General features: G+C 65.3%; 17 protein-coding genes and 3 pseudogenes. 9 read left to right on the top strand and 11 right to left on the bottom strand.

The genetic code is table 11. The annotated features are described in order from the left end of the window. Window positions 1-145: 145 nt before the first annotated feature. Complete coding sequence (locus tag ACQCSX_RS21660) at window positions 146-1198, top strand: IS1595 family transposase (RefSeq protein ID WP_427019162.1); 1053 nt, start codon at window positions 146-148, stop codon at window positions 1196-1198. An 81-nt stretch (window positions 1199-1279) separates the two neighbouring features. Here the strand turns inward: ACQCSX_RS21660 and ACQCSX_RS21665 are convergent, their stop codons facing one another. The 6 genes from ACQCSX_RS21665 to ACQCSX_RS21690 form a co-directional block, all read right to left on the bottom strand. Then, window positions 1280-2119 (bottom strand): inositol monophosphatase family protein, encoded by an 840-nt coding sequence (locus tag ACQCSX_RS21665; protein ID WP_427019163.1) that lies wholly within the window; start codon window positions 2117-2119, stop codon window positions 1280-1282. Next, window positions 2116-2241, bottom strand: coding sequence for a hypothetical protein (locus ACQCSX_RS21670; protein WP_427019164.1), 126 nt, complete (start codon window positions 2239-2241; stop codon window positions 2116-2118). Before ACQCSX_RS21670 ends, ACQCSX_RS21665 begins: the two co-directional genes overlap by 4 nt. Before the next feature lie 447 nt (window positions 2242-2688). Continuing rightward, window positions 2689-5145, bottom strand: coding sequence for an excinuclease ABC subunit UvrA (gene uvrA / locus ACQCSX_RS21675; protein WP_427019165.1), 2457 nt, complete (start codon window positions 5143-5145; stop codon window positions 2689-2691). A 471-nt stretch (window positions 5146-5616) separates the two neighbouring features. Continuing rightward, window positions 5617-7047, bottom strand: a complete 1431-nt coding sequence (locus tag ACQCSX_RS21680) for an NF041680 family putative transposase (RefSeq protein ID WP_427019166.1) — start codon at window positions 7045-7047, stop codon at window positions 5617-5619. 224 nt (window positions 7048-7271) lie between these two features. Beyond that, window positions 7272-9092 carry a glycoside hydrolase family 15 protein gene (locus tag ACQCSX_RS21685; protein WP_427019281.1) on the bottom strand — a complete coding sequence of 607 codons (1821 nt, stop codon included), beginning with the start codon at window positions 9090-9092 and terminating at the stop codon, window positions 7272-7274. 59 nt (window positions 9093-9151) lie between these two features. Continuing rightward, complete coding sequence (locus tag ACQCSX_RS21690; RefSeq protein WP_427019167.1) at window positions 9152-10006, bottom strand: transposase; 855 nt, start codon at window positions 10004-10006, stop codon at window positions 9152-9154. Here ACQCSX_RS21690 and ACQCSX_RS21695 point away from each other — a divergent pair. Next, entirely contained in the window at window positions 10006-10137 is a 132-nt protein-coding gene (locus ACQCSX_RS21695) for a hypothetical protein (RefSeq protein WP_427019168.1), read from the top strand. The two genes, ACQCSX_RS21690 and ACQCSX_RS21695, sit on opposite strands and share 1 nt — an antisense overlap. Window positions 10138-10278: 141 nt before the next feature. Here ACQCSX_RS21695 and ACQCSX_RS21700 read toward each other — a convergent pair. The 4 genes and pseudogenes from ACQCSX_RS21700 to ACQCSX_RS21715 form a co-directional block, all read right to left on the bottom strand. Next, window positions 10279-10578: pseudogene (locus ACQCSX_RS21700) on the bottom strand (ATP-binding protein); the annotation flags it as partial. Between the two features lie 130 nt (window positions 10579-10708). Continuing rightward, window positions 10709-11698, bottom strand: a pseudogene (locus tag ACQCSX_RS21705) (tyrosine-type recombinase/integrase). Next, window positions 11695-12348 (bottom strand): tyrosine-type recombinase/integrase, encoded by a 654-nt coding sequence (locus ACQCSX_RS21710; protein WP_427019282.1) that lies wholly within the window; start codon window positions 12346-12348, stop codon window positions 11695-11697. The pseudogene ACQCSX_RS21705 and the gene ACQCSX_RS21710 overlap by 4 nt, the downstream one beginning before the upstream one ends. A 47-nt stretch (window positions 12349-12395) precedes the next feature. Continuing rightward, window positions 12396-13826 carry an NF041680 family putative transposase gene (locus ACQCSX_RS21715; protein ID WP_427019169.1) on the bottom strand — a complete coding sequence of 477 codons (1431 nt, stop codon included), beginning with the start codon at window positions 13824-13826 and terminating at the stop codon, window positions 12396-12398. Between the two features lie 236 nt (window positions 13827-14062). On the opposite strand from ACQCSX_RS21715, the gene ACQCSX_RS21720 reads away from it, so the two are divergent. The 6 genes and pseudogenes from ACQCSX_RS21720 (at window position 14063) to ACQCSX_RS21745 (ending at window position 20224) form a co-directional block, all read left to right on the top strand. Continuing rightward, window positions 14063-14629 (top strand): DUF6444 domain-containing protein, encoded by a 567-nt coding sequence (locus ACQCSX_RS21720; protein WP_427019170.1) that lies wholly within the window; start codon window positions 14063-14065, stop codon window positions 14627-14629. Window positions 14630-14632: 3 nt separating this feature from the next. Then, a complete protein-coding gene (gene tnpC, locus ACQCSX_RS21725) occupies window positions 14633-15541 on the top strand; it encodes an IS66 family transposase (protein ID WP_427019171.1) in 909 nt (302 codons plus the stop codon). Between the two features lie 11 nt (window positions 15542-15552). Then, window positions 15553-16461: pseudogene (locus tag ACQCSX_RS21730) on the top strand (IS701 family transposase); the annotation flags it as partial. 206 nt (window positions 16462-16667) lie between these two features. Further along, window positions 16668-17511, top strand: a protein-coding gene (locus ACQCSX_RS21735; protein WP_427019270.1) for an IS5 family transposase whose coding sequence is annotated in 2 segments (ribosomal slippage) — window positions 16668-17003 and window positions 17005-17511 — 843 coding nt in all. Because the reading frame shifts where the segments join, the coding sequence is not laid out codon by codon here. A 103-nt stretch (window positions 17512-17614) separates the two neighbouring features. Beyond that, window positions 17615-18458 (top strand): IS5 family transposase gene (locus ACQCSX_RS21740; RefSeq protein ID WP_427019270.1). Its coding sequence is split into 2 segments (ribosomal slippage): window positions 17615-17950 and window positions 17952-18458, totalling 843 coding nucleotides; the frame shifts between segments, so codons are not numbered across the junction. 308 nt (window positions 18459-18766) lie between these two features. Continuing rightward, on the top strand, window positions 18767-20224 hold the full coding sequence (locus ACQCSX_RS21745; protein WP_427019172.1) for a GntR family transcriptional regulator: 1458 nt from the start codon (window positions 18767-18769) through the stop codon (window positions 20222-20224). Window positions 20225-20620: 396 nt separating this feature from the next. Here the strand turns inward: ACQCSX_RS21745 and ACQCSX_RS21750 are convergent, their stop codons facing one another. After that, complete coding sequence (locus ACQCSX_RS21750) at window positions 20621-20863, bottom strand: DUF6788 family protein (protein WP_427019173.1); 243 nt, start codon at window positions 20861-20863, stop codon at window positions 20621-20623. A gap of 99 nt (window positions 20864-20962) precedes the next feature. On the opposite strand from ACQCSX_RS21750, the gene ACQCSX_RS21755 reads away from it, so the two are divergent. Then, complete coding sequence (locus ACQCSX_RS21755) at window positions 20963-22015, top strand: IS1595 family transposase (protein WP_427019174.1); 1053 nt, start codon at window positions 20963-20965, stop codon at window positions 22013-22015. Window positions 22016-22059 lie beyond the last annotated feature (44 nt).

A 22059-nucleotide genomic window follows, 5' to 3' on the forward strand; every position in this document is an offset into this window, starting at 1 on the left:
CCGGGTGGCCCACAATCGGCCTATCCGCGGATACCGCCCTGCCGTAGCATTCGAGGCCAGTCGGCGCCTTCCGGGCGCCACATACAAGGAGGCCACATGTATTTGGTGGTCTGGGGTAGTCAGCTGACCGGACTAAAATGAGGGTGTGGACGAGTTCCAGCCCCGGGCTGGGGTGGATTACCCGCGCTCTGCCGGTGAGTTTCGGGCGTGGTTTGCGACCGATGCTGATTGTCTGGACTATCTGGATTGGCTGCGCTGGCCGGATGGCTTCGTTTGCCCGCACTGCTCGCATGCCGGCGGGTGGGTTATGGCCGACGGGCGGCACAAATGTGTTGCCTGCGGCGCCCGGACGGCCGTCACGGCAGGGACTCTCTTCGATCGCCGCCGGACACCGCTGACGGTGTGGTTCACGGCCTGCTGGCTGTTTTCCATGCAGAAGAACGGCATCTCCGCCCAGGGCCTGCAACGGTCGCTGGGGATCGGCTCATACCCGACGGCGTGGGCGATGCTGCACCGGTTGCGCTCGGTGCTGGTGCGTCCGGGCCGGGAACGGCTGGCCGGCGTGGTCGAGGTCGATGAAACATTCATCGGCGGGCACGAACCCGGATTGCAGGGTGGGCGTGCCCGCGGCAAGAAGGCCCTGGCCGGTGTCGCGGTCGAGGTCACCGAACCGGCGGGTTTCGGCCGGGCCCGCATGGCGTTGCTGACGGATGCCACGGGGCCGTCACTGCATCACTTCGTCGCGGAGAATGTTGCACCGGGCACCCTGGTCATCACCGATGGCTGGGCCGGCTACCAGGGCATCGGGGCGCTCGGCTATGGCCACGAGCCGCGCAGCCAACGCGCTGCCCGCGCCCGCGGCGAGGACCCGGGGTCATTGTTGCCGGCGGTCCACCGCGTCATTTCATTAGCCAAGCGCTGGCTGCTGGGCACCCACCAGGGCTCGGTCGGTGAGGCGCACCTGCAGGCCTACCTCAACGAGTTCGTGTTCCGCTTCAACCGCCGCCACTCCACCAGCCCGGGCCTGATCTTCTTCCGCGTGCTGCAACTCGCCGTCGCCCACGACCCGGTACGCTACCGCGGCATAGTCGCCGATCCCGGGCCCAAACCAGCCCACCCCACTCCGCCTACACGCCGCGGCCACCCGCCAAGCATGGAGCACACTGCCGCCGACCGGCCATGGCGGACCCAAAACTAGGCCGGTCAGATGAATACCCCAGTTGGCGGTAATGCGGGCGATTGCGTCGTAGTCGGCCGCCCCGGGGCTGACCGCGGCCGGTCAGAGCGGGAACGTCCCGGAGAGTTCCAGCGTCCCGGCGCAGGTCCAGGCGGCCAGCCGTTCGTTCTCGGACGGGCCGCCGGCCAGCGGGCTCGTCAGCCTCGGGCGCTGTACCCAGCAGCCGGCCTCTTCGGCGATCAGGGCGCCGGCCGCGAAGTCGTGTTCATGGAGGCCGCGTTCGCCATACGCGTCATGGGTGCCGTCTGCCACGAGGCACAGGTCCAGCGCTGCGGACCCGAGCCGGCGCACGTCGGCGAAGCCCTCCATGATACTGCCGAGGTTCGCCATCTGTTCCGCCCGGAGGGCCGGATCGTAATTGAACCCGGTGGCTAGGATCTGCCCGGTGCGTCCGGCAACGGGACCGTTGAGCTGGGTGCGCTGTCCTTTTTCCTCAAGCCAGGCGCCGCGGCCCCGGGATGCGTAATAGGTCCGGCCCAGCGCCGGGGCGTTGACGACGCCGGCCAGCCAGAGACCCTCGGAGTCCGCCACGGCCACTGAGGTGCCGTAGTAGACGATGTTGCGGATAAAGTTCGTGGTGCCGTCGAGCGGGTCGATGGACCAGCGGTAACCGCTGGGCGTGGCCGGAAGGGCGGTGCCCCCTTCCTCGCCGGTGATGATATCCAACGGCCGCGCCGCGGTGATGACGTCCCGGACGGCGGTTTCCGCAGCGAGGTCGAAGGCGGTCACCCAGTCCCCCGAATCTCCCTTGTTGGTGACATCCAGTTCCGCCGCGTTCCGGCCGGCCAGGACCCCGGCCCCGGCCGCGGCCGCGGCCAGCGCGAGGTCCAGCAGCGCGGCGGGCGACCCTCCGACAGGCCATTCAACGGCATCGGCACTCATTCGGGCCCGACTTTCTGATGGACCTTGTCCGCGCCCAGGCCGTTGGCGAGCAGATCCCGGATCTGCAGGTCCGTGTCCTGGGCCCTGGTCGAGACCCGGACATAGCCGATCAGTTTTCCCATGGAAGCCCCGCAAATATCCAGCAAGCAATACTCATGTCGCCAAAGCTAGCAGAAGGCTCCGATACATGGCGTAAATCGCAGCGCTATTTTGCACGGTATTCGCAGGGTACCCAGTGTCAACGACAACCAACCTCGCTGGCGGCAGACGCGCCTGGCACAACGTTTGGTGCACTTCCCAAACTGGCGGAGGTGGGCGCCACTTCTGGAGTGTGGGAACCGCAGTTTTAACAGGTGCCGGGGAGTGCTCCGGGGGTGGATGCTATCGATCGAAGCATCACTGGTTGACTCCAAGGTGCACAAGTGACGTGCGAAAGATGCGACAAGCCGACCTGGACCGACTGCGGGGAACATATCGAGGGGGCTGGCAGGTATCCCCCGGAGTACCTGCTGCCGGTGCTAGGCATCGAGTCCGCTTTTTCAACACTCTACAGGCTCCGCCCCGACCGCTCATGCGCTGTGGTCGTGCCTCGCGAGCCATACCGCGAGGTGCTCGGCCGTCGCGCCCCTGCCGCCCGCGATGTCCCTTGGGGTGCCGGACGCAACTACCTGGCCGCCCGCGTCTCCGCCGCCGGGCCCCAGATCGATGACCCAGTCGCAGGCGGTGATCGAAGCCAGGTCATGCTCCACCAGGACAACGGTGTTGCCTGCATCCACCAGTCGTTGCAGTTGGTCAAGCAGCAACCGGATGTCGGCCGGGTGCAAGCCCGCGGTCGGCTCATCGAGCAGGTAGAGCGCATGCCCCCGGCGGGCCCGTTGCAACTCGGTCGCCAGCTTGATGCGCTGCGCCTCGCCGCCGCTGAGCTCGGTCGCGGGCTGGCCGAGACCGAGATAGCCGAGACCGACATCACGGAGCGTCTCCAGACTGCGGGACGCGGCGGGGACATCGGCGAAGAAGACCGCGGCGGCGTCAACGGTCATCCCCAAGACATCCGCGATGGACTCCCCGCGATAGGTCACCTCGATCGTCTCGGCGTTGTATCGTGCTCCGTGACAGGTGTGACAGGGCGCGTAGGTTCCGGGCAGGAACAGTAATTCGACCGACACGAAGCCTTCGCCCTGACACGCCTCGCAGCGCCCACCGGGGACGTTGAACGAGAATCGTCCCGCGGTGTATCGACGGGCCCTCGCCGCTTCCGTGGCAGCGAAGAGTTTGCGCACAACATCGAACATGCCAGTGTAGGTGGCGAGGTTGGAGCGCGGGGTGCGGCCAATGGGGCGTTGGTCGACGACCACCAGCCGATCAAAGGATTCCACCCCCGACACACCCTCCACGTCAACCTCGAGCACCGCCTCGTCCAGACCCTCGGGCGCCGCCCCCAGATGACCGCGCACCACGTGCGCGAGCACCTGGGTCACGAGAGTCGACTTCCCCGATCCCGAGACGCCGGTGACGGCCGTCATCACACCGAGGGGAACCTCGACTGACGCGTCACGGAGATTGTGCCGGGTGACCCCGCGCAGGCGCAACCACCCCAAGGGTGTTCGAGGCTCGCGAACGGCCGTCGCCGTGCGCGGGAAGAGGTAGCGGCCGGTGACCGACTCCTCAACCTGGCGGAGCCCGTCGACAGCCCCGGAATAGACGACGTGCCCGCCACCCTCGCCTGCAGCGGGTCCGATGTCGACGACCCAGTCCGCACGGCGGATGACGTCGAGGTCGTGTTCGACCACAAAAAGCGAGTTGCCGGAAGCGATGAGGCGCTCCAACACGTTCAGAAGTGGCTGCGCATCGGCGGGATGCAGCCCAGCGGAGGGTTCATCGAGCACGTAGACGACTCCGAAGAGCCCGGAGCGCAATTGGGTCGCGATGCGCAACCTTTGCGATTCACCAGGCGAGAGCGTGGTCGAGCTTCGTCCCAGACTAAGATACCCGAGGCCGAGGTCAAGGAGTATGTCGACCCGCGCGATCACGTCGGCGGAGATTCGGCTGGCCGCCTCGCTGCTCCCCTCCGGAGATGCCGCTGCGCGGTCGACGCCGGCTCTCAATTCGGCTGCGAGATCTGAGAGTGGCACCGCATTGATCTCAGCAATCGTGCGCCCGGCGAAGGTGACCGCGTGAGCCTCCGGACGCAGGCCGCTGCCGCTGCAGTCAGGGCACGCAATGCTCCGAACGAAGCGCAAGGCCCGGTCGCGCATCCGCTCGCTCTGCGACTGTGAGAGCACATTCATGATGTGTTTGCGGGCACTCCAGAACTTTCCGTAATAGCCGTGGTCGATGCGCCCGGGCTCGGGTTCGACCAGCACGGAGGGCTGCTCATCGGTATACAGCAGCCAGTCCCGATCTGCGCGGGGCAGCTCAAGCCATGGTTTCTCGATGTCGATCCCCAGACCGCGCACAATGCTGCGCAGGTTTGCACCCTGCCACGCCCCCGGCCAGGCAGCGATCGCCCCTTGGCGGATGCTCAACTCGCTGTCCGGCACGAGGAGCTCTTCCGAGACGTCGTGTACCACCCCGAGGCCGTGGCAGCGAGGGCAGGCGCCGGCGGCGGTATTCGGCGAGAACGCCTCGGCGGCGAGGTGCGTGGCACCGGGCGGATATGTGCCGGCCCTGGAGTAGAGCATGCGGAGCAGATTGGACAAAGTGGTGATCGTGCCGACCGTCGAGCGAGAGCTTGGCGCGCCACGGCGTTGCTGCAAGGCGACCGCGGGAGGCAGCCCGGTGATCTCCTCGACTTCCGGCGCGCCAACTTGATTGAGCAGTCGCCGCGCGTAAGGCGCAACCGATTCGAAATAGCGCCGCTGAGCCTCCGCATACAGCGTGCCGAACGCAAGCGAGGACTTGCCCGAGCCAGACACGCCGGTGAAGACCACCATGCAGTCCCTGGGAATGTCGATGTCGACATTCTTGAGATTATGCTCGCAGGCGCCGCGAACACGCACCCAGCCGTCCAAGTCGACGCGTGTCATGGTTCCACCGTTCTCACACCGAATGAGGGAATACAACTTCACCGGGGCCGCACATTTTCCGTACTCGCCCGATCGACGAGCGGCCCGCCACGACCCCATAATACGCGTACGGGACCAAGCCCCCGGGCTTTCGCTCTACCGGTGGACGTGCCGCGCTCCGCGGCGAATTCGGTTTGGATGTGCGAACTCGCATCGAAGGCGATTGCCGAACCGGGGACGCCCCCCACGCTCACTCATTGCCGGCTTTAAGATTGTGCCGCGAATGGGTTTTCCTACAAAAGGGGGGAGCAGACGACCGCCGGGGGAAAGCCTTGGTCTCAGAAGGACTGCCCGCCGACTCCGAATGTGGAGTCCAACCATTGCTGGTGGACTGGTGGATCGTGCCGACGGGGTGAAATACCACAGCAAGGACGGCTGTTCGACAGCCGTTTGGACTTCTCCCAACATGGAGGAACGTTGTTCCTCAGCTTGCTATTTAACCTTGTAGTGGGCCAACCCGACGGGCTGGATCACAGGTTTGGTCCGGTTGATGCTGCCCTTGGGGCGTCCGGGGCCGGCAGTTGAGGCTATCGGCGGCTTCGCGGGATGCACCGTGTTCTGGCAGGTCCGCCGATAGGTTGCCCGGACCCGCGCCGGGGACAGGCATGTTGCCGGGGTTGGCGGTTGCCATGGCAGACGGCATTCAACGGCCAGTGGCCGGGCCAGGCGCAGCAGCGTGTGTGCTGCCATCACGATCCAGGTCCACCGGTCGGCCGCGGCCGGTTCCCGCAGGTGTGGTCTGGCCCAGCCCAGGTTCTGTTTCAGGAACCTGAAGGTGTGCTCCAGATCGAAGCGGCGCAGATACATCGACCACCAATGATCCATTTCCTGCCCGTCATCGGGAACCGGCTTGGAGGCCCACAACCACAAGGGCTTGGGGTTCCGGTTCCCCGGCAAATACTCGACCTTCAAGTTGATCACGGTGCCCTCGATCAACGGCAGTGGACCTTGGTGGTCCTTGAACCCGCCGCGGGAACCGGGCTTCGGGTGCATGCGCCCGAACGCGGCCGCCTCCACCGTTCCGTACCGGTCCAGGACATGCTCCGTGGCGCACACCGGGACCGGATGCGTGGCCGGGTCGCGCAACACCAGTTTGTCCCCGTGGCGTGGCGCCCGGCCCCTGGTCGGGCCGCGGCGGGCACCGCCCGGGGCGTAGAACACCCGGTCCGAACGCAGCCTGGCCACCAGGATGACCGGCAGGTCCCGCAGCAGCCAGGCCAGCCGGGCCACGTCATAGCCGGCATCCATGACCACCAGAACCTCGGGATCGGAAGCCACCTGATGCCCCGTGGCGATCAGCCGTTCGACGACACCGCGCAACTGGATGGCGGTGACCTCCGTGGCATCATCGCCGGGGCGCAGCCGCACCACGTCCAGCAGGGCCGTCCACGAGGTGGCCCCGGGCTCCAGGGCCGCAACGAAGGAGTACGGCCAGCCCGGAACCATTTGCGCCTGCCCGCTGCCCCGGGCGTAGGCGTGGCAGAAGGCGCGTCCGGGACTGGCCGCGGCGTCAGGGCGCAACCAGTTTGAGACATCCACCGCGAGCACGATCCGTGCCCGGCCGGTAGGTTCGGGCATCCTTGGGACACCGATCGCGGTGCTCCGGGCATTGAGCGCCTCAAGGTTGATCCGTCCGGAGTTCACAGCATCAAACAGTGCCCCGTACCCGCGGTGGTGTTCCGGCTCCAGGGACAGGTGGGCCAGGTCGGTGACCTTTCCCTGGCCACACAGCAGCGCATCGGTCAGTTCGAACAACGTGTCGGCCCGGCGCGTCAGGCAGTCGTAGAAGCCTTCCCGGAACGCATCAAATTGCCTGCGATCCGCTGCTGGTGGCGAGATGGGGGAACCGTCATGGATGATCATGATCAAGGCCGACGTTTCCCGGTGATGTTTCATTGTTTGGATACACAAAGCATCGGAAACGGCGGCCTTCTGGGCTACTCGACACGCCGAATGGCCACCCTCGTTTTTCTCGGTTCCACCCGCAGGGGTTAAATAGCAAGCTTAGTTCCCCCAGTCCTACCTCGAGAATGCCGGCGGCACCTGAGGTGGGCGCTTTCGATCCCGGCTCCTCCGACGCCATGCCACTAAATGGGAGCGTCGACCGCCAGGCTGAGGCGGTCAACACCGTGCATGGCATCTGCTGCCCTGACCAGGGTCAAGTGCGAGAATGCCTGCGGAAAGTTCCCAGCCATCCGATGCTCGTCTGTTGCGTACTCCTCGCTAAGCAGACCAAGGTCGTTGGCAAGCCCCACGAGCTTGTCCATAAGAGCCTTGGCCTCGGCCTGGCGACCTGTGCGCGCGTACTGCTCCACAAGCCAGAAAGAGCATGCGAGGAAAGGATGCTCACCCGGTGTCAGGCCGTCAACGCCGCTCTCGGTCCGATAGCGCAGCAACAGGCCGTCGTCGGTCAGGAGTTCCTGTTCCAGCCGTGTGACGGTGCTAAGCATGTGCTTGTCATTGTAGGGGAGAAAACCGATCTGGGGCATGACAAGCAGCGCCGCATCTGTTTGCGTTCCGCCATAGGTCTGCGTAAAGGAATCGATGCTCCGGTTGAATCCCTCGCGCATGATCTCTTCACGCAAGTAGGCGCGGAGATTCTCCCACTTTGTTGCATCGCCAGGCAGTCCGTGGATCCGTATGGCCCGGATCCCGCTGTTGAAGGCGGCCCACATCATCACGCGGGAGTGGGTGAAGTACTGTGCAGTCCCGCGCATCTCCCAAAGGCCGAAGTCCTTGTCATCGATGTGTTTTTCGACGAATCCCAGGAGTGCCTTCTGAAGGGCCCAGGAGAAATGGTCTTCTCTGCCTCCGGCCATACGCAGTCTTTCCAATGCCACCATCACTTCGCCCACAACATCAGCCTGGAACTGCGATACCGCCGCATTTCCAATGCGCACAGGCTTGGAGTTGGCATAACCGGGGAGGTGGTTGAGTTCGCGTTCAGGGAGTTCCCGTTCTCCCCCAACCCCGTACATGATCTGCATCTGCTCGGGATCGCCAGCGAGGGCCCGAAGAAGCCAGTTGCGCCACTGAAGTGCCTCCGTTTCGTAGCCATGGGTCAGCATCGATTCCAGTGTCAGAGCCGCATCGCGCAGCCAGCAGTATCGGTAATCCCAGTTCCGTGGCCCGCCGAAATCCTCGGGGAGGGACGTGGTGGGCGCTGCGACTATGCCGCCCGTTTCAAAATGTGTGAGAGCCCGCAGCACCAACAGCGAACGTTTTACCGCACCCCCATAAACGCCCTCCTGCCGGCAGTGACTTCCCCAGCGGCTCCAATAGTCAGTGGCTTCTTCGAGAGCCACATCAACGTCAGTTGCTGCGGGCAACGGGCGGTGCGAGGGGAACCATGCCAGTTCGAAATCAAGCCGCTCGCCCTTCGAAACGAGGAATTCCCCCTCGTGCCCGTGCGCGTGGGCATGCGGAAGATGAGGTCCCCTCAGTGCGAGGGCATCCGGACCGGCCATGGCCAACAGGACGGGCGCCGCGGTCTGCTCGTTGTCGCGCGCGCGGCTCATCCAAGGCAGGACCGTTGAATATCCAGGCCGGATCCGGAGTTCCTGGTGCATTTCTACGCTGCCTTCCAGACCCGTGACACGGCGGACAAGGGATGATCCGCTGCCCCCCAGTGGCATGAAATCGGTGACTAAGACGGTTCCGCCGCCGGTCTTCCAGATGGTTTGGAGCACAAATGTCGAGTCAATATAGTGCCGATCGACAACGGCAGCGCCAGCTTCGCTGGGCGCTAGCAGCCAGCGGCCGTGCTCATCGCTGCCCAAGATTCGGCTAAACACGGATGGTGAGTCGAACCGTGGGAAACAGAGCCAGTCCACGCTGCCATCCCGGGATATGAGAGGCCCGGTCTGAAGGTCCGATACCAACGCATAGTCTTCGATGGGGGAAGCCATACTCCACTCAATCACAACTTTCCAGATCAGTGTCAACGTCAACCCTTCTATGGGTTGAGTCAAGGCATGATGGAGTTGATTTTGCGGTAGAGCTGTCGGCCGATGATGCGTTTGAGGCAGCGGCGGATCTCGCGGCGGGTTTTCCCTTCCTGGGTCCGTCGTGCGACGTAGTCCCGTGGGTCGGGGTCGAAACTCATGCGGCTTCCGGCGATGGTGTCCGGCCCCTGGTTCAGCCGCCCTTCCCCGTGCCGGTTGAGCCGGTGACGAACGGTGTTGCCGGAGGACGCCGGGATCGGATTGACGCCCGCAATGGCGGCGAATGTGGCCTCGGAACGGATCCTTCCATGGTGTGAGTAGGCGGTGAGAATGACCGCCCACGTCACCGGCCCAACACCTGGCACGCCTAGGAGGCCCGGTGCCATGTCCGCCACGATCTGTGCCAGGGCGGCCTTGTTGTTCTCCAGTTCGGCCGTGAAGCGAACGACGGCCAGGGTCAGGCGCCGGGCCTCGGCCCGGGCCACCGCATCGGCCCGGTCGCCATGGGCGCGCTGGCGCCAGGCGATGATGGTGCGGATTTGGGTGTCGGTGAGCGCCTTGCGGGCATCGATGCCCAAGGCGGTGGTCCAGGCCAAGGCCGTCAGTGCCAGGCGGTCCGCCGTGCGCTGGCCCTCCATGCTGCGCCTGGCGTTCAAGAGGATCCGCAGGGCGTTGCGGTCACCGTCGGGACGGGGGCGGAGCAACGACAGGACATCAATTCCCAGGACGGTTTGGGCGGCGGCAGCCTCGGCGATGGCATCGGATTTCCCCTTGCCCAGCTGGGATTTCCTTCGCGGGGGCCGCACGTCACAGACCTCGGTTCCGGCGCCCAGCAGGGCACGGGTCAGGCCGGCCCCGTGTAGGAGCTGGCGCCTCAATGGAAACCAGTGCCTTCCGGTTGCCTGTCCGGCGGTCCATCCACGCCATGGCGCGGGTGATGTCCGGCGGACTGGTTGGAAAAGTTGCCATCTCGGTGATCTGGCCGGTCGCCAAGGACAGGATGGCGTAGGTGTGGGTCTTGGCATGGGTGTCCAAACCGATGAGGTGCACGTACTTTTCGGCCACGTTGGTCATGTCGATTTCTCCCTTCCCATTGGCTGGCGGAAGCGCCAATCCGGGGTGAGTCACGCTGAGACAGTTCTCTAACGAGTCACGGCCTACCGGCGTCGGCGGGCTGGAGAAAACATGGCCACGGTGTGTGGTTCCAGTGTGCCAGAGTCGGTGGCCTGAGCCGGTAGCTGTTGCCGGGGAAGTTGATGACCTCGGTGTGGTGGACGATCCTGTCGATCATGGCCGAGGCGATCGTGGCGTCGCCGAACACGTCGGCCCAGCGGCTGAACGCGAGGTTGCTGGTGAGGACCAGCGCGGCCTTCTCGTAGCGGGAAGAGAACAGCTGGAAGAACAGGTTCGCGGAGTCCTGGTCAAACGGGATGTAGCCCACCTCGTCAATCTATGCGGATATCCGCATAGATCGATTTATGCCGAGCCGGCAACTATGCCGAGGCGCTTGACGTGCCGGCCCCGGAACGGGCGCTGTTGCCGTGATTCCGTGGGGAACCGGCTCGCCCATATCGGCATAGTTACAGGCTTTCGAGGAACGCCAAGGTCTTGTCCGGTGGGCGGTACCGTCCCGGGGTCGCCGTGGTTGGTGCCACCAGAGCGAGTGCCTTTTCCTTGATGGTGAGGTCGGCATGAAGGTAGGCGTCTGTGGAGCGGACTCCGGCGTGGCCAAGCCAGAGCGCGATCACCGAGGTGTCAACACCGGCCTGGAGCAGGGACATGGCACAGGTGTGGCGGAAGACGTGGGGATGGACTGTCTTCCCTGCCAGCGACGGGCATTTCTGCGCGGCAGCCTTGGCGTGGGTGCTGACTCGCAGCGCGACGGCATCGCGGCTGAGCCGGCGTCCGGTGCGCGTGGGGAAGAGCGGATCGTGGGGTTGTCCCGCCCGTTCCTTCAGCCAGGCGCGCAGCAGAGCTTCGACGGGTCGGTTGAGTGGGACCGCGCGTTGTTTGCGTCCCTTGCCTTCACAACGGACGTTCGCGCCGGTTCCCAGAGTGAGGTCGTTGCAGTTCAGCCCGGTGATTTCGGAAACGCGCAGTCCGGTCTGGATGGCCAGGAGCATCAGCACCTTGTCGGGCCGGCCTTCCCAGCTGGACTGGTCCGGGGCCGCCAGGATGGCATCAACCTCCGGTGCGGTCAGGAACGTCACGACACGCTTTTCGAAGCTTTTGGGCGGGATGGCCAGCACCCGTTGCATCAGGAGCGCATGTTCGGGATGGCGCAGTGCTGCGTATGAATAGAGTCAACGGATCGCGGTGAGCCGAACATTGCGGGTCCTGACACTGTTGTGCCGCCGGTCCTCGAGGTGGTTGAGGAATCGGGAGATCATGGCTGCATCCAGGTCGTCCCAGTCGAGTTGGGCGGGCAGCTTGTTGGTCTGTTCGTGTACGAACCCGAGAAGGAGTTTGAAGGCGCCGCGGTATGCGGCGATGGTGCGGGGACTGGCTTGGCGTTGTTGGGCAAGGCGGTCGGTGAAGAACAGCTGCAGCGTCGGGGCTATGAGCGTCACGAGCGCACCTCCGTCCAGCGCGTGTTTTGCCGTTCGGCGGCCAAGGCGAGCAGCTCCGGAGCGGCGGAGAGATACCAGCAGGTGGAGGCCGGTTCCCGGTGGCCAAGGTACGTTGACAACGATGGAACCTTTGCCTGGACGTCTTCACCGCTCCGGTACCAACTGAGCAGGGTCCGGATGGCAAAGGTATGGCGCAAGTCGTGGATCCGCGGGGCTGAGGGCGCATCGGCCCCGATCCCGGCATTCGTGACCAGTTGCCGGAATGTCTGGCACACCACGGTGTAGCAGAGCCGTTTGCGCGTCAGGGAGACGAAGAAACTGGCATCGACCGAGACTGTTTGCAGCTCGTCACGCAGTGCTGCATGACGTTTCAAGGCCTGGAGGGTGCTGTCCTGAAGGGGTACCAGGCGGGACTTGCCGAACTTGGACTCACGGATCAGCAACACCTGCCCGCTCCAGTCCACGTCGGCGCGGTCGAGTTTGATGGCCTCGCCGATGCGCAGCCCGGTGGCCGCCAACAACCCGATCAAGGTCTCATAGGTTGCTGCCCGCAATGGTTGGGCGATCGAGCTGCGGGCCTGGTGCATCAATGCTTCGATGTCGGCGCTGGAGTAGATGAACGGCAGGCGCCATCGTTGCCGGCGCGGCACCAGCCCCAACGGCGGAACCTCGGTCTCGGGGTGGATTCCTGAGCTTGCTATTTAACCTTGTAGTGGGCCAACCCGACGGGCTGGATCACAGGTTTGGTCCGGTTGATGCTGCCCTTGGGGCGTCCGGGGCCGGCAGTTGAGGCTATCGGCGGCTTCGCGGGATGCACCGTGTTCTGGCAGGTCCGCCGATAGGTTGCCCGGACCCGCGCCGGGGACAGGCATGTTGCCGGGGTTGGCGGTTGCCATGGCAGACGGCATTCAACGGCCAGTGGCCGGGCCAGGCGCAGCAGCGTGTGTGCTGCCATCACGATCCAGGTCCACCGGTCGGCCGCGGCCGGTTCCCGCAGGTGTGGTCTGGCCCAGCCCAGGTTCTGTTTCAGGAACCTGAAGGTGTGCTCCAGATCGAAGCGGCGCAGATACATCGACCACCAATGATCCATTTCCTGCCCGTCATCGGGAACCGGCTTGGAGGCCCACAACCACAAGGGCTTGGGGTTCCGGTTCCCCGGCAAATACTCGACCTTCAAGTTGATCACGGTGCCCTCGATCAACGGCAGTGGACCTTGGTGGTCCTTGAACCCGCCGCGGGAACCGGGCTTCGGGTGCATGCGCCCGAACGCGGCCGCCTCCACCGTTCCGTACCGGTCCAGGACATGCTCCGTGGCGCACACCGGGACCGGATGCGTGGCCGGGTCGCGCAACACCAGTTTGTCCCCGTGGCGTGGCGCCCGGCCCCTGGTCGGGCCGCGGCGGGCACCGCCCGGGGCGTAGAACACCCGGTCCGAACGCAGCCTGGCCACCAGGATGACCGGCAGGTCCCGCAGCAGCCAGGCCAGCCGGGCCACGTCATAGCCGGCATCCATGACCACCAGAACCTCGGGATCGGAAGCCACCTGATGCCCCGTGGCGATCAGCCGTTCGACGACACCGCGCAACTGGATGGCGGTGACCTCCGTGGCATCATCGCCGGGGCGCAGCCGCACCACGTCCAGCAGGGCCGTCCACGAGGTGGCCCCGGGCTCCAGGGCCGCAACGAAGGAGTACGGCCAGCCCGGAACCATTTGCGCCTGCCCGCTGCCCCGGGCGTAGGCGTGGCAGAAGGCGCGTCCGGGACTGCAAGCGGCATCCGGGCGCAGCCAGTTCGAGACGTCCACCGCCAGCACGACCCTCTCCCGGCCGTCGGGACCAGGCATTGTGGGCACGGGCACCGCGCCGATGTGTTCCTTCAGTGCCGTGTGGTTGATCTGGCCGTGGTTGATCGCGTCGTACAGGGCACCGTAACCACGGTGGTGCCCGGGTTCCAGGGACAGGTGGGCCAGGTCCGTGACTTTCCCCCGGGCGCACAGCAGCGCATCGGTGAGTTCGAAGAGCGTGTCGGCCCGGCGGGTGAGGCACCGGTAATAGCCTTGGCGGAACGCATCAAAGTGTTCAGTTGCCGCGGTGCATTGCGGCGGAAGGGAACCCCCGTGCATAATCATGGCTACGGCCCTCGGTTCCTGGTGATGCTTCGTTGTTTGGTAACAAAAAGCATCGGAAACGAGGGCCGGTTATGGTGCCATGACACGCCGGGCAGGGCCCGGAGATTCAAGGATTTTTCCGCCAAAGGTAACTATTCAGGGGGCGTGTGGCGTGTTGACGCGGTTTAGGCGTCCGCCGGGTGGATTCTGAAGAGGTTCGCAGGCAGGTAGGCACCTTCCCGGGTTGGCTGGTTCACATGTCCGATTCATCCGCTGTTCCCACGGTCGGGTCGTTGCTGGCCCGGCTGGAAGAATCCGACGCGCGAATCGGGTCGTTGCTGGCCCGGCTGGAAGAATCCGACGCGCTGATCACGGCCCTGAAAACCGGGGTCGGCTCCCTGCGCTCGACGGTCGCCACCCTCGACGGCCGCCTGAAAAAGAACTCGCAGAACTCCTCCAAACCACCGAGCACCGACGCGTTCACCAAACCGCCGCCACGGTCCCTGCGCCGGCCCTCGGGCCGTTCCCCGGGCAAGCAGTCCGGGGATCCGGGGATGCGCCCGGAACCGGTCGATACCCCCGATGTGGTGCCGATCCACGAACCGGACCGCTGCGGGCGCTGCGGGCTGGATGTTTCCCAGGGACCGGTGACCGGAGAGCGGTTCCGGCAGGTCTTCGACCTGCCCGCGATCCGGCTGCACATCACCGAGCACCGGGCACGCACCCGCCAATGCTCCTGCGGGCACCAGTGCGAAGCGCCCTTCCCGGCCGAGGCCACCGCCACCACCTGCTACGGGCCAAGGATCCAGGGGCTGGGCGCCTAGCTGATGGGCCGGCACCACCTGCCGGTGGCCCGCACCGCCGAGCTGATGGCCGACGCCTTCGGTGCCCCGGTCTCCACCGGGTGGCTGGCCTCCCTGCAACCGCGGGCGAAGAAGCTGCTCGAACCGTTCCTGGAAGCGGCCAGGGCCCGGGTGCGCCACGCAGGGGTGGCGCACTTTGATGAGACCGGGGCCCGGGTTCAGGGGAAGCTGGCCTGGGTGCATGTGGCCTCCACCGGGGCGGTGACGCTCTTGCATCTGGCCCCGGCACGCAGCGGCGGGTCCATTGAAGCCGGCGGGATCCTGGGGCACGGCTTCAACGGGGTGGCGGTGCACGCCGGGCTTCCGGCCTACCGCCGCTACCCGGTCCGGCATGGGTTGTGCAACGCGCACCACCTCCGGGAACTGGCCGGGATCGCCGAGGCCGGCGGGCAGGACTGGCCGCTGCGGATGGCCGATTTGTTGGTGGAGATGCTCGTGGCCGTGGACGGGGCCAAAGCGGCAGGCAAGACCAGCCTGAACAAGTGGGTGCTGCGCGGATACCGGCGCCGGTACCGGTGCCTGATTGCCCGCGGGGTGGGACTGAATCCGCTCCCGCCACCGACCGGGAAGCGCGGCCGGCCCGCGATGGGCCCGGTGCGTTCCCTGCTCAAACGCCTGGACACCTACGAGGACGATGTCCTGCGCTTCGCCCACGACTTCACCGTCAGCTTCGATAACAACCACGCGGAGCGTGACGTCCGGATGGTCAAGCTGCAGCAGAAGGTCTCCGGATCCTGGCGGTCATGGGAGGGCGCCGAAGCGTTTCTGGCCGTGCGCTCCTACGTCGGAACCGCACGGAAACAGGGCAAAAACGCCGGTGGTGCCCTCAGGGACCTCTTCTGCGGGAACCCCTGGATCCCCGCCACCCCCTGAACAGTTACGACCTGGGCAAGGTCGGCAACTGCCAGATCGGCGTGTCCGTGAACGCCGTCACCGACGCCGCCTCGTGCCCGCTGGACTGGCGCCTGTTCCTGCCCGAATCCTGGGACGACACCTGCCAGGACACCAACGAGGACGCCGCGAAGGCCGCGGCCCGGCGGGCGAAGGCGCAGATCCCTGACACGGTGCGGCACCGGGGAAAGTGGGAACTGGCCCTGGAAATGATCGACGAGCTCGCCGCCTGGGGCTTTCCCCCGCCGCTGCTGGTCATGGACGCCGGCTATGGTGAGTGCGGCCCGTTCCGGTCCTCACTCACCGAAAGGGGCATCTTGTATGTGGCCGCGGTGAAGTCCGACACCAGCGTCCACCGGGACGGGGCGGCCCCCGCGCTGATGGACTACGGCGGGCGCGGGCCCAGGCCACACGCCCTCCGGTACCACGACACCCCGGTCTCGGTGAAGGAACTGGCGCAGGAGGCGCGCGATGCCTTCACCGCGGTCACCTGGCGGCAGGGCACGAGAACCGGCCCCGGGAACCCGGACGCGGCCATGACCGGACGGTTCGCCGCCCTGCGGGTCCGTCCGGCCAACCGGACCATCCCGCGGGACGGTGAGGGGGCCGTGCCCGCCGAATGGCTCATCATCGAGTGGCCCCAAAACGCGCCGGAACCCACGGACTACTGGCTCTCCACCCTGCCCGGGGCCACCGCGCTGGCCGGGCTCGTGCGCCTGGCGAAGATCCGGTGGCAGATCGAACACGACTACCGCGAACTCAAGCACGGCCTGGGACTGGACCATTTCGAAGGCCGGACCTGGGCCGGCTGGCACCACCACGCCACCCTGGTCAGCGCCGCCCACCTCTTCCTCACGACCCTCCGCCTGGCTGCCCACCCAAAAGCCCGGCCGCCGCCCTGAGCTTCTACCAGGTGCTGCACGAACTCCAGGCCGCAGTCATCGGGCTCATCGGCCGCTGCCCCTGGTGCCGGCAACGGGCACCAACCTAACCAAGCACTACTAGGGTGTGTCTCCTAATCAGTGGTTTTGCGGTTTGGCATGATTGATGGGTGCCTTCTCGCTATTCCGTGTTGTCCGATGCCCAGTGGGAGTCCATTGCCCCGTTGATGCCCGATTCGTCGGGGAAACCGGGCCGACCCTTCAACGACCACCGGCTGATGACCGAGGGCATCATCTACCGCTACCGGGCAGGGATCCCATGGCGTGATCTCCCTGCCTATTTCGGGTCGTGGAAGACCGTGTGGAAGCACCACCGCCGCAACGCCGCCAACGGGACCTGGGACAAGGTCCTGGCGGCGTTGCTGACCCGCGCGGACACGGCCGGGCTGATCAACTGGGAGGTCTCGATCGACTCCACGGTCAACCGTGCCCACCAGCACGGCACGAACCTGCCCCGCCACACAGGGGGACCTGTCGAATTACAGGAATCTGCTCGACGAGCCTGAGGACCATGCCATCGGCCGGTCCCGCGGCGGGCTGACCACCAAGATCCACGCCCTGGTGGATGGCAACATGCGTCCCCTGGTCCTGCTGCTGGGGCCGGGCCAGGGCGGGGACTCGCCGATGTTTGAGAACCTCATGGAGGCCCTGAAGGTAGAAAGGCCCGGTCCCGGCCGGGCCCGCACCCGCCCGGACCGGGCCATGGCCGACAAGGCCTATTCCTCCAAAGCAATCCGGGCGTACCTGCGCGGGCGGGGCATCGAGTGCGTTATCCCGGAAAAGGACGACCAGAAGGCCAACCGGAAACGCAAGGGCTCCGCCGGGGGACGCCCCGTCAGATACGACAGGGACGCCTACAAACGGCGCAATGTGGTCGAGCGCAGCTTCAACACCCTCAAGCAATGGCGGTCCCTGGCCACCCGCTACGACAAACTGGCCCTCACCTACCGCTCAGCGGCCGTCCTGCACGCCGTCGTCATCTGGAGCGCCGCATTGGGAGACACGCCCTAGGGTGTGTCTCCTAATCAGTGGTTTTGCGGTTTGGCATGATTGATGGGTGCCTTCTCGCTATTCCGTGTTGTCCGATGCCCAGTGGGAGTCCATTGCCCCGTTGATGCCCGATTCGTCGGGGAAACCGGGCCGACCCTTCAACGACCACCGGCTGATGACCGAGGGCATCATCTACCGCTACCGGGCAGGGATCCCATGGCGTGATCTCCCTGCCTATTTCGGGTCGTGGAAGACCGTGTGGAAGCACCACCGCCGCAACGCCGCCAACGGGACCTGGGACAAGGTCCTGGCGGCGTTGCTGACCCGCGCGGACACGGCCGGGCTGATCAACTGGGAGGTCTCGATCGACTCCACGGTCAACCGTGCCCACCAGCACGGCACGAACCTGCCCCGCCACACAGGGGGACCTGTCGAATTACAGGAATCTGCTCGACGAGCCTGAGGACCATGCCATCGGCCGGTCCCGCGGCGGGCTGACCACCAAGATCCACGCCCTGGTGGATGGCAACATGCGTCCCCTGGTCCTGCTGCTGGGGCCGGGCCAGGGCGGGGACTCGCCGATGTTTGAGAACCTCATGGAGGCCCTGAAGGTAGAAAGGCCCGGTCCCGGCCGGGCCCGCACCCGCCCGGACCGGGCCATGGCCGACAAGGCCTATTCCTCCAAAGCAATCCGGGCGTACCTGCGCGGGCGGGGCATCGAGTGCGTTATCCCGGAAAAGGACGACCAGAAGGCCAACCGGAAACGCAAGGGCTCCGCCGGGGGACGCCCCGTCAGATACGACAGGGACGCCTACAAACGGCGCAATGTGGTCGAGCGCAGCTTCAACACCCTCAAGCAATGGCGGTCCCTGGCCACCCGCTACGACAAACTGGCCCTCACCTACCGCTCAGCGGCCGTCCTGCACGCCGTCGTCATCTGGAGCGCCGCATTGGGAGACACGCCCTAGTGGTAGGTGCCCCGCCTGCTGCGAGGCAGACAGGTGAAAAAGGAGGGCTGCTCAACTGGCGCAAGCGGAATGACAAGCCACTGCCCGCCGTAGAACTCCACGTACGAGTCCGAAGGGCAACCTGCATAGGCTTCTTCTCGTGTCATGCTGATCATTTCCTTTCAAAACCCGGTTGCGGAGATGTCTACATCCCTCTGTTCTTCCTTAAGTCTTAGACCTTTAAGCTTATATGTCAATAGACATTTGAAGTTAAAGGTTAGACAATGAAGAAGGCGTAGCCGAGCACGCCTACGAAGGAGCAAGGGTCCATGACCACGTGGAGAGAGCAGCTCGCCTTCGCCCCCTTGGCCACCTTTGATCGGGGGGAAGAGGTCGGGAGGCGGCTCAGGTACGCCATTGAGCTCGGAGTGCTTGAAGACGGGACTCAGCTGCCCAGTGAAAACGAGCTTGCAGCCAAGATGGGCGTGTCAACACTGACTCTTCGCGCCGCGTTGGCCGAGCTACGGGGGCGCGGCTTGCTCGAGACGCGGCGGGGCAAGGGCGGCGGAAGCTTCGTCAAGGCCAGTACCGGCGACATCATCAAGGCCGAGCGTGAATCTCTCATGGCCTATTCTCTTGATGACCTGCGCGATATCCGTGACTACTGGGCCTTCTTGGCGGGTTCGGCAGCTGCGGCCGCGGCGGAGCGGAGCGGACGGCTTTCCCTTGGGCGCTTGGCATCCATGGCGCTGAAGATCGAGTCGGCTGAGGATTCTGCGCAGGCGATCCGTGACGACAGCAGGTTTCACATCGAACTTGCCGCAAGCTCGGGTTCCGTCAGGCTCACACGCGAGGAGATGGCGATGCAGGCCGAGGTGGGGCCGCTGATTTGGGCAGCCCCCGTCGGATACGGTAACGCCGCGGCAGAACATGTCGCTATCGTGGAGGCCATCCGGTCCGGAGACGGGGCACAAGCCCGGGCTCTGGCCGAAGATCATGTCCGTTCGGATATGAACCGGGTACTCGACTTACGAATGAGCGTGGACGGATCACGCGAAGAGTCTTTTTCTGACCCCGTCAAGGAAGAACGCCAAGTAGCGTTGATCGAATCCTTTACGGAGTTGCTGGCGGATACGGCCTCATCCTCGATCCGTTCGATTGAACACGCGGTTCGCGCACAGCTAGGCTCTAAGCGTCAGGGGGACAGCTCTGACCTGGACGCAATCTACGACGCTTCGCGACAGACTCTCGAAGGGGCCGTTCCACTTTTATACGGAGCGGGCTTCTTGCCTGACGTCTCATTCGGCCCTGCGGGCGCGGCGTGGTGCCATGCCCCGTCTGGACCTCAGTCCCTTCAGCGGCTCGTGATCGACTGGGACTTATATGAGGGCGGTACGGCAACGTGGCGTCCCGAGGATTACGGCGATGGAGCCGTCCACATCAGCCATGCGTACTTGGACGCGAACGGGAGCAACGAAAACATCATCACCTTCAGCAAAGCCGTTTTCGTGGGGGAAGAAATGGTCGGGATCGTCGCTGCGGATGTACTTGTCCGGGGAATTCAAAGCCAGCTCGAACCGAACCTTCGGGCCCTACCTCCGAATACGTGCCTCGTCGACCAGAACGATGTGATCATCGCAACCAACACCGGCCGCTTCATGGGGGGAATCTACTCCCCCGGACGATACGCGGGGAAGCAGATTGACCTCCACGCCGTGCCCTGGCGGCTCTTCGTGGGCACCCCTGCCTCCGACCGCGCGCCGCAAATAATCGCTCCACACATATAGCCTTACATTGTGGACGACCAGCCGTCGAAGGTTTCGTCGTATATACGGCTCCAGCAGAAGGGGGCATTCTCCGGCTGAACCATGGCCAGGATCCCCTTGCACGGATATGGCTGCTATGACAGTCCATGACCAGTTGTTGCGAAGTACGGTCACTCCGCCTCCTGTCAATATTAGGTAAACGCTAGCCTGACGTCAGGCAGCATGGGATAAGAGTGTCAGAACAGGGCCTGGACAGCACTTCCTGCACGTGTCCCCTGAACAGTCTTAGCTTGCGATTAAACCTCAGCGCTCCCGTTGCGCGTTCTCTTTGAGCAGGAGTTCGGTGGGTTGGTTGGCGACGCTGCGCATCTGGGAAACGAGTGCGCGTAGTTTCCGGTCGTTGGCGATCCATTCGGCCTAGAGCTCGGGCCCGGTGAGCCGGCGGGTGGCGGTCTTGCCGTGGATCTTGGCGGTCCATTGCCAGCAGGGACCATGCAGCACCGGCCGGTCGGCATGGCACCGGCAGTTCGGCTTGCCACACCGGTTATGGCGCAGGGCAAGGCTGCCGGCGCAGATGTAGCCAAGACTTGCCATCTCTAGCGCCAGCTCCCTGTAGCGGCGCCGGCAGGCGGCGAGCCGGTCTGCGGCTGAAGGTGCCATCGTGGGGATCCTTCCGGAGTGCCGGTCAATTCCGGAGTCCCTGCTGTCCACTCGTAATAATACTCTGGGGTAGTCAGCTGACCGGACTAAAATGAGGGTGTGGACGAGTTCCGGCCCCGGGCTGGGGTGGATTACCCGCGCTCTGCCGGGGAGTTCCGGGCATGGTTTGCGACCGATGCTGATTGTCTGGACTATCTGGATTGGCTGCGCTGGCCGGATGGCTTCGTTTGCCCGCACTGCTCGCATGCCGGCGGGTGGGTTATGGCCGACGGGCGGCACAAATGTGTTGCCTGCGGCGCCCGGACGGCCGTCACGGCAGGGACTCTCTTCGATCGCCGCCGGACACCGCTGACGGTGTGGTTCACGGCCTGCCGGCTGTTTTCCATGCAGAAGAACGGCATCTCCGCCCAGGGCCTGCAACGGTCGCTGGGGATCGGCTCATACCCGACGGCGTGGGCGATGCTGCACCGGTTGCGCTCGGTGCTGGTGCGTCCGGGCCGGGAACGGCTGGCCGGCGTGGTCGAGGTCGATGAAACATTCATCGGCGGCTACGAGCCAGGACTGGCCGGCGGACGTGCCCGCGGCAAGAAGGCCCCGGCCGGTGTCGCGGTCGAGGTCACCGAACCGGCGGGTTTCGGCCGGGCCCGCATGGCGTTGCTGACGGATGCCACGGGGCCGTCACTGCATCACTTCGTCGCGGAGAATGTTGCACCGGGCACCCTGGTCATCACCGATGGCTGGGCCGGCTACCAGGGCATCGGGGCGCTCGGCTATGGCCACGAGCCGCGCAGCCAACGCGCTGCCCGCGCCCGCGGCGAGGACCCGGGGCCATTGTTGCCGGCGGTCCACCGCGTCATTTCATTAGCCAAGCGCTGGCTGCTGGGCACCCACCAGGGCTCGGTCGGTGAGGCGCACCTGCAGGCCTACCTCAACGAGTTCGTGTTCCGCTTCAACCGCCGCCACTCCACCAGCCCGGGCCTGATCTTCTTCCGCGTGCTGCAACTCGCCGTCGCCCACGACCCGGTACGCTACCGCGGCATAGTCGCCGATCCCGGGCCCAAACCAGCCCACCCCACTCCGCCTACACGCCGCGGCCACCCGCCAAGCATGGAGCACACTGCCGCCGACCGGCCATGGCGGACCCAAAACTAGGCCGGTCAGATGAATACCCCAGATCGGCATAACCGGGAGCACAT

Source organism: Pseudarthrobacter sp. P1 (assembly GCF_050156935.1).
Classification (GTDB): domain Bacteria; phylum Actinomycetota; class Actinomycetes; order Actinomycetales; family Micrococcaceae; genus Specibacter.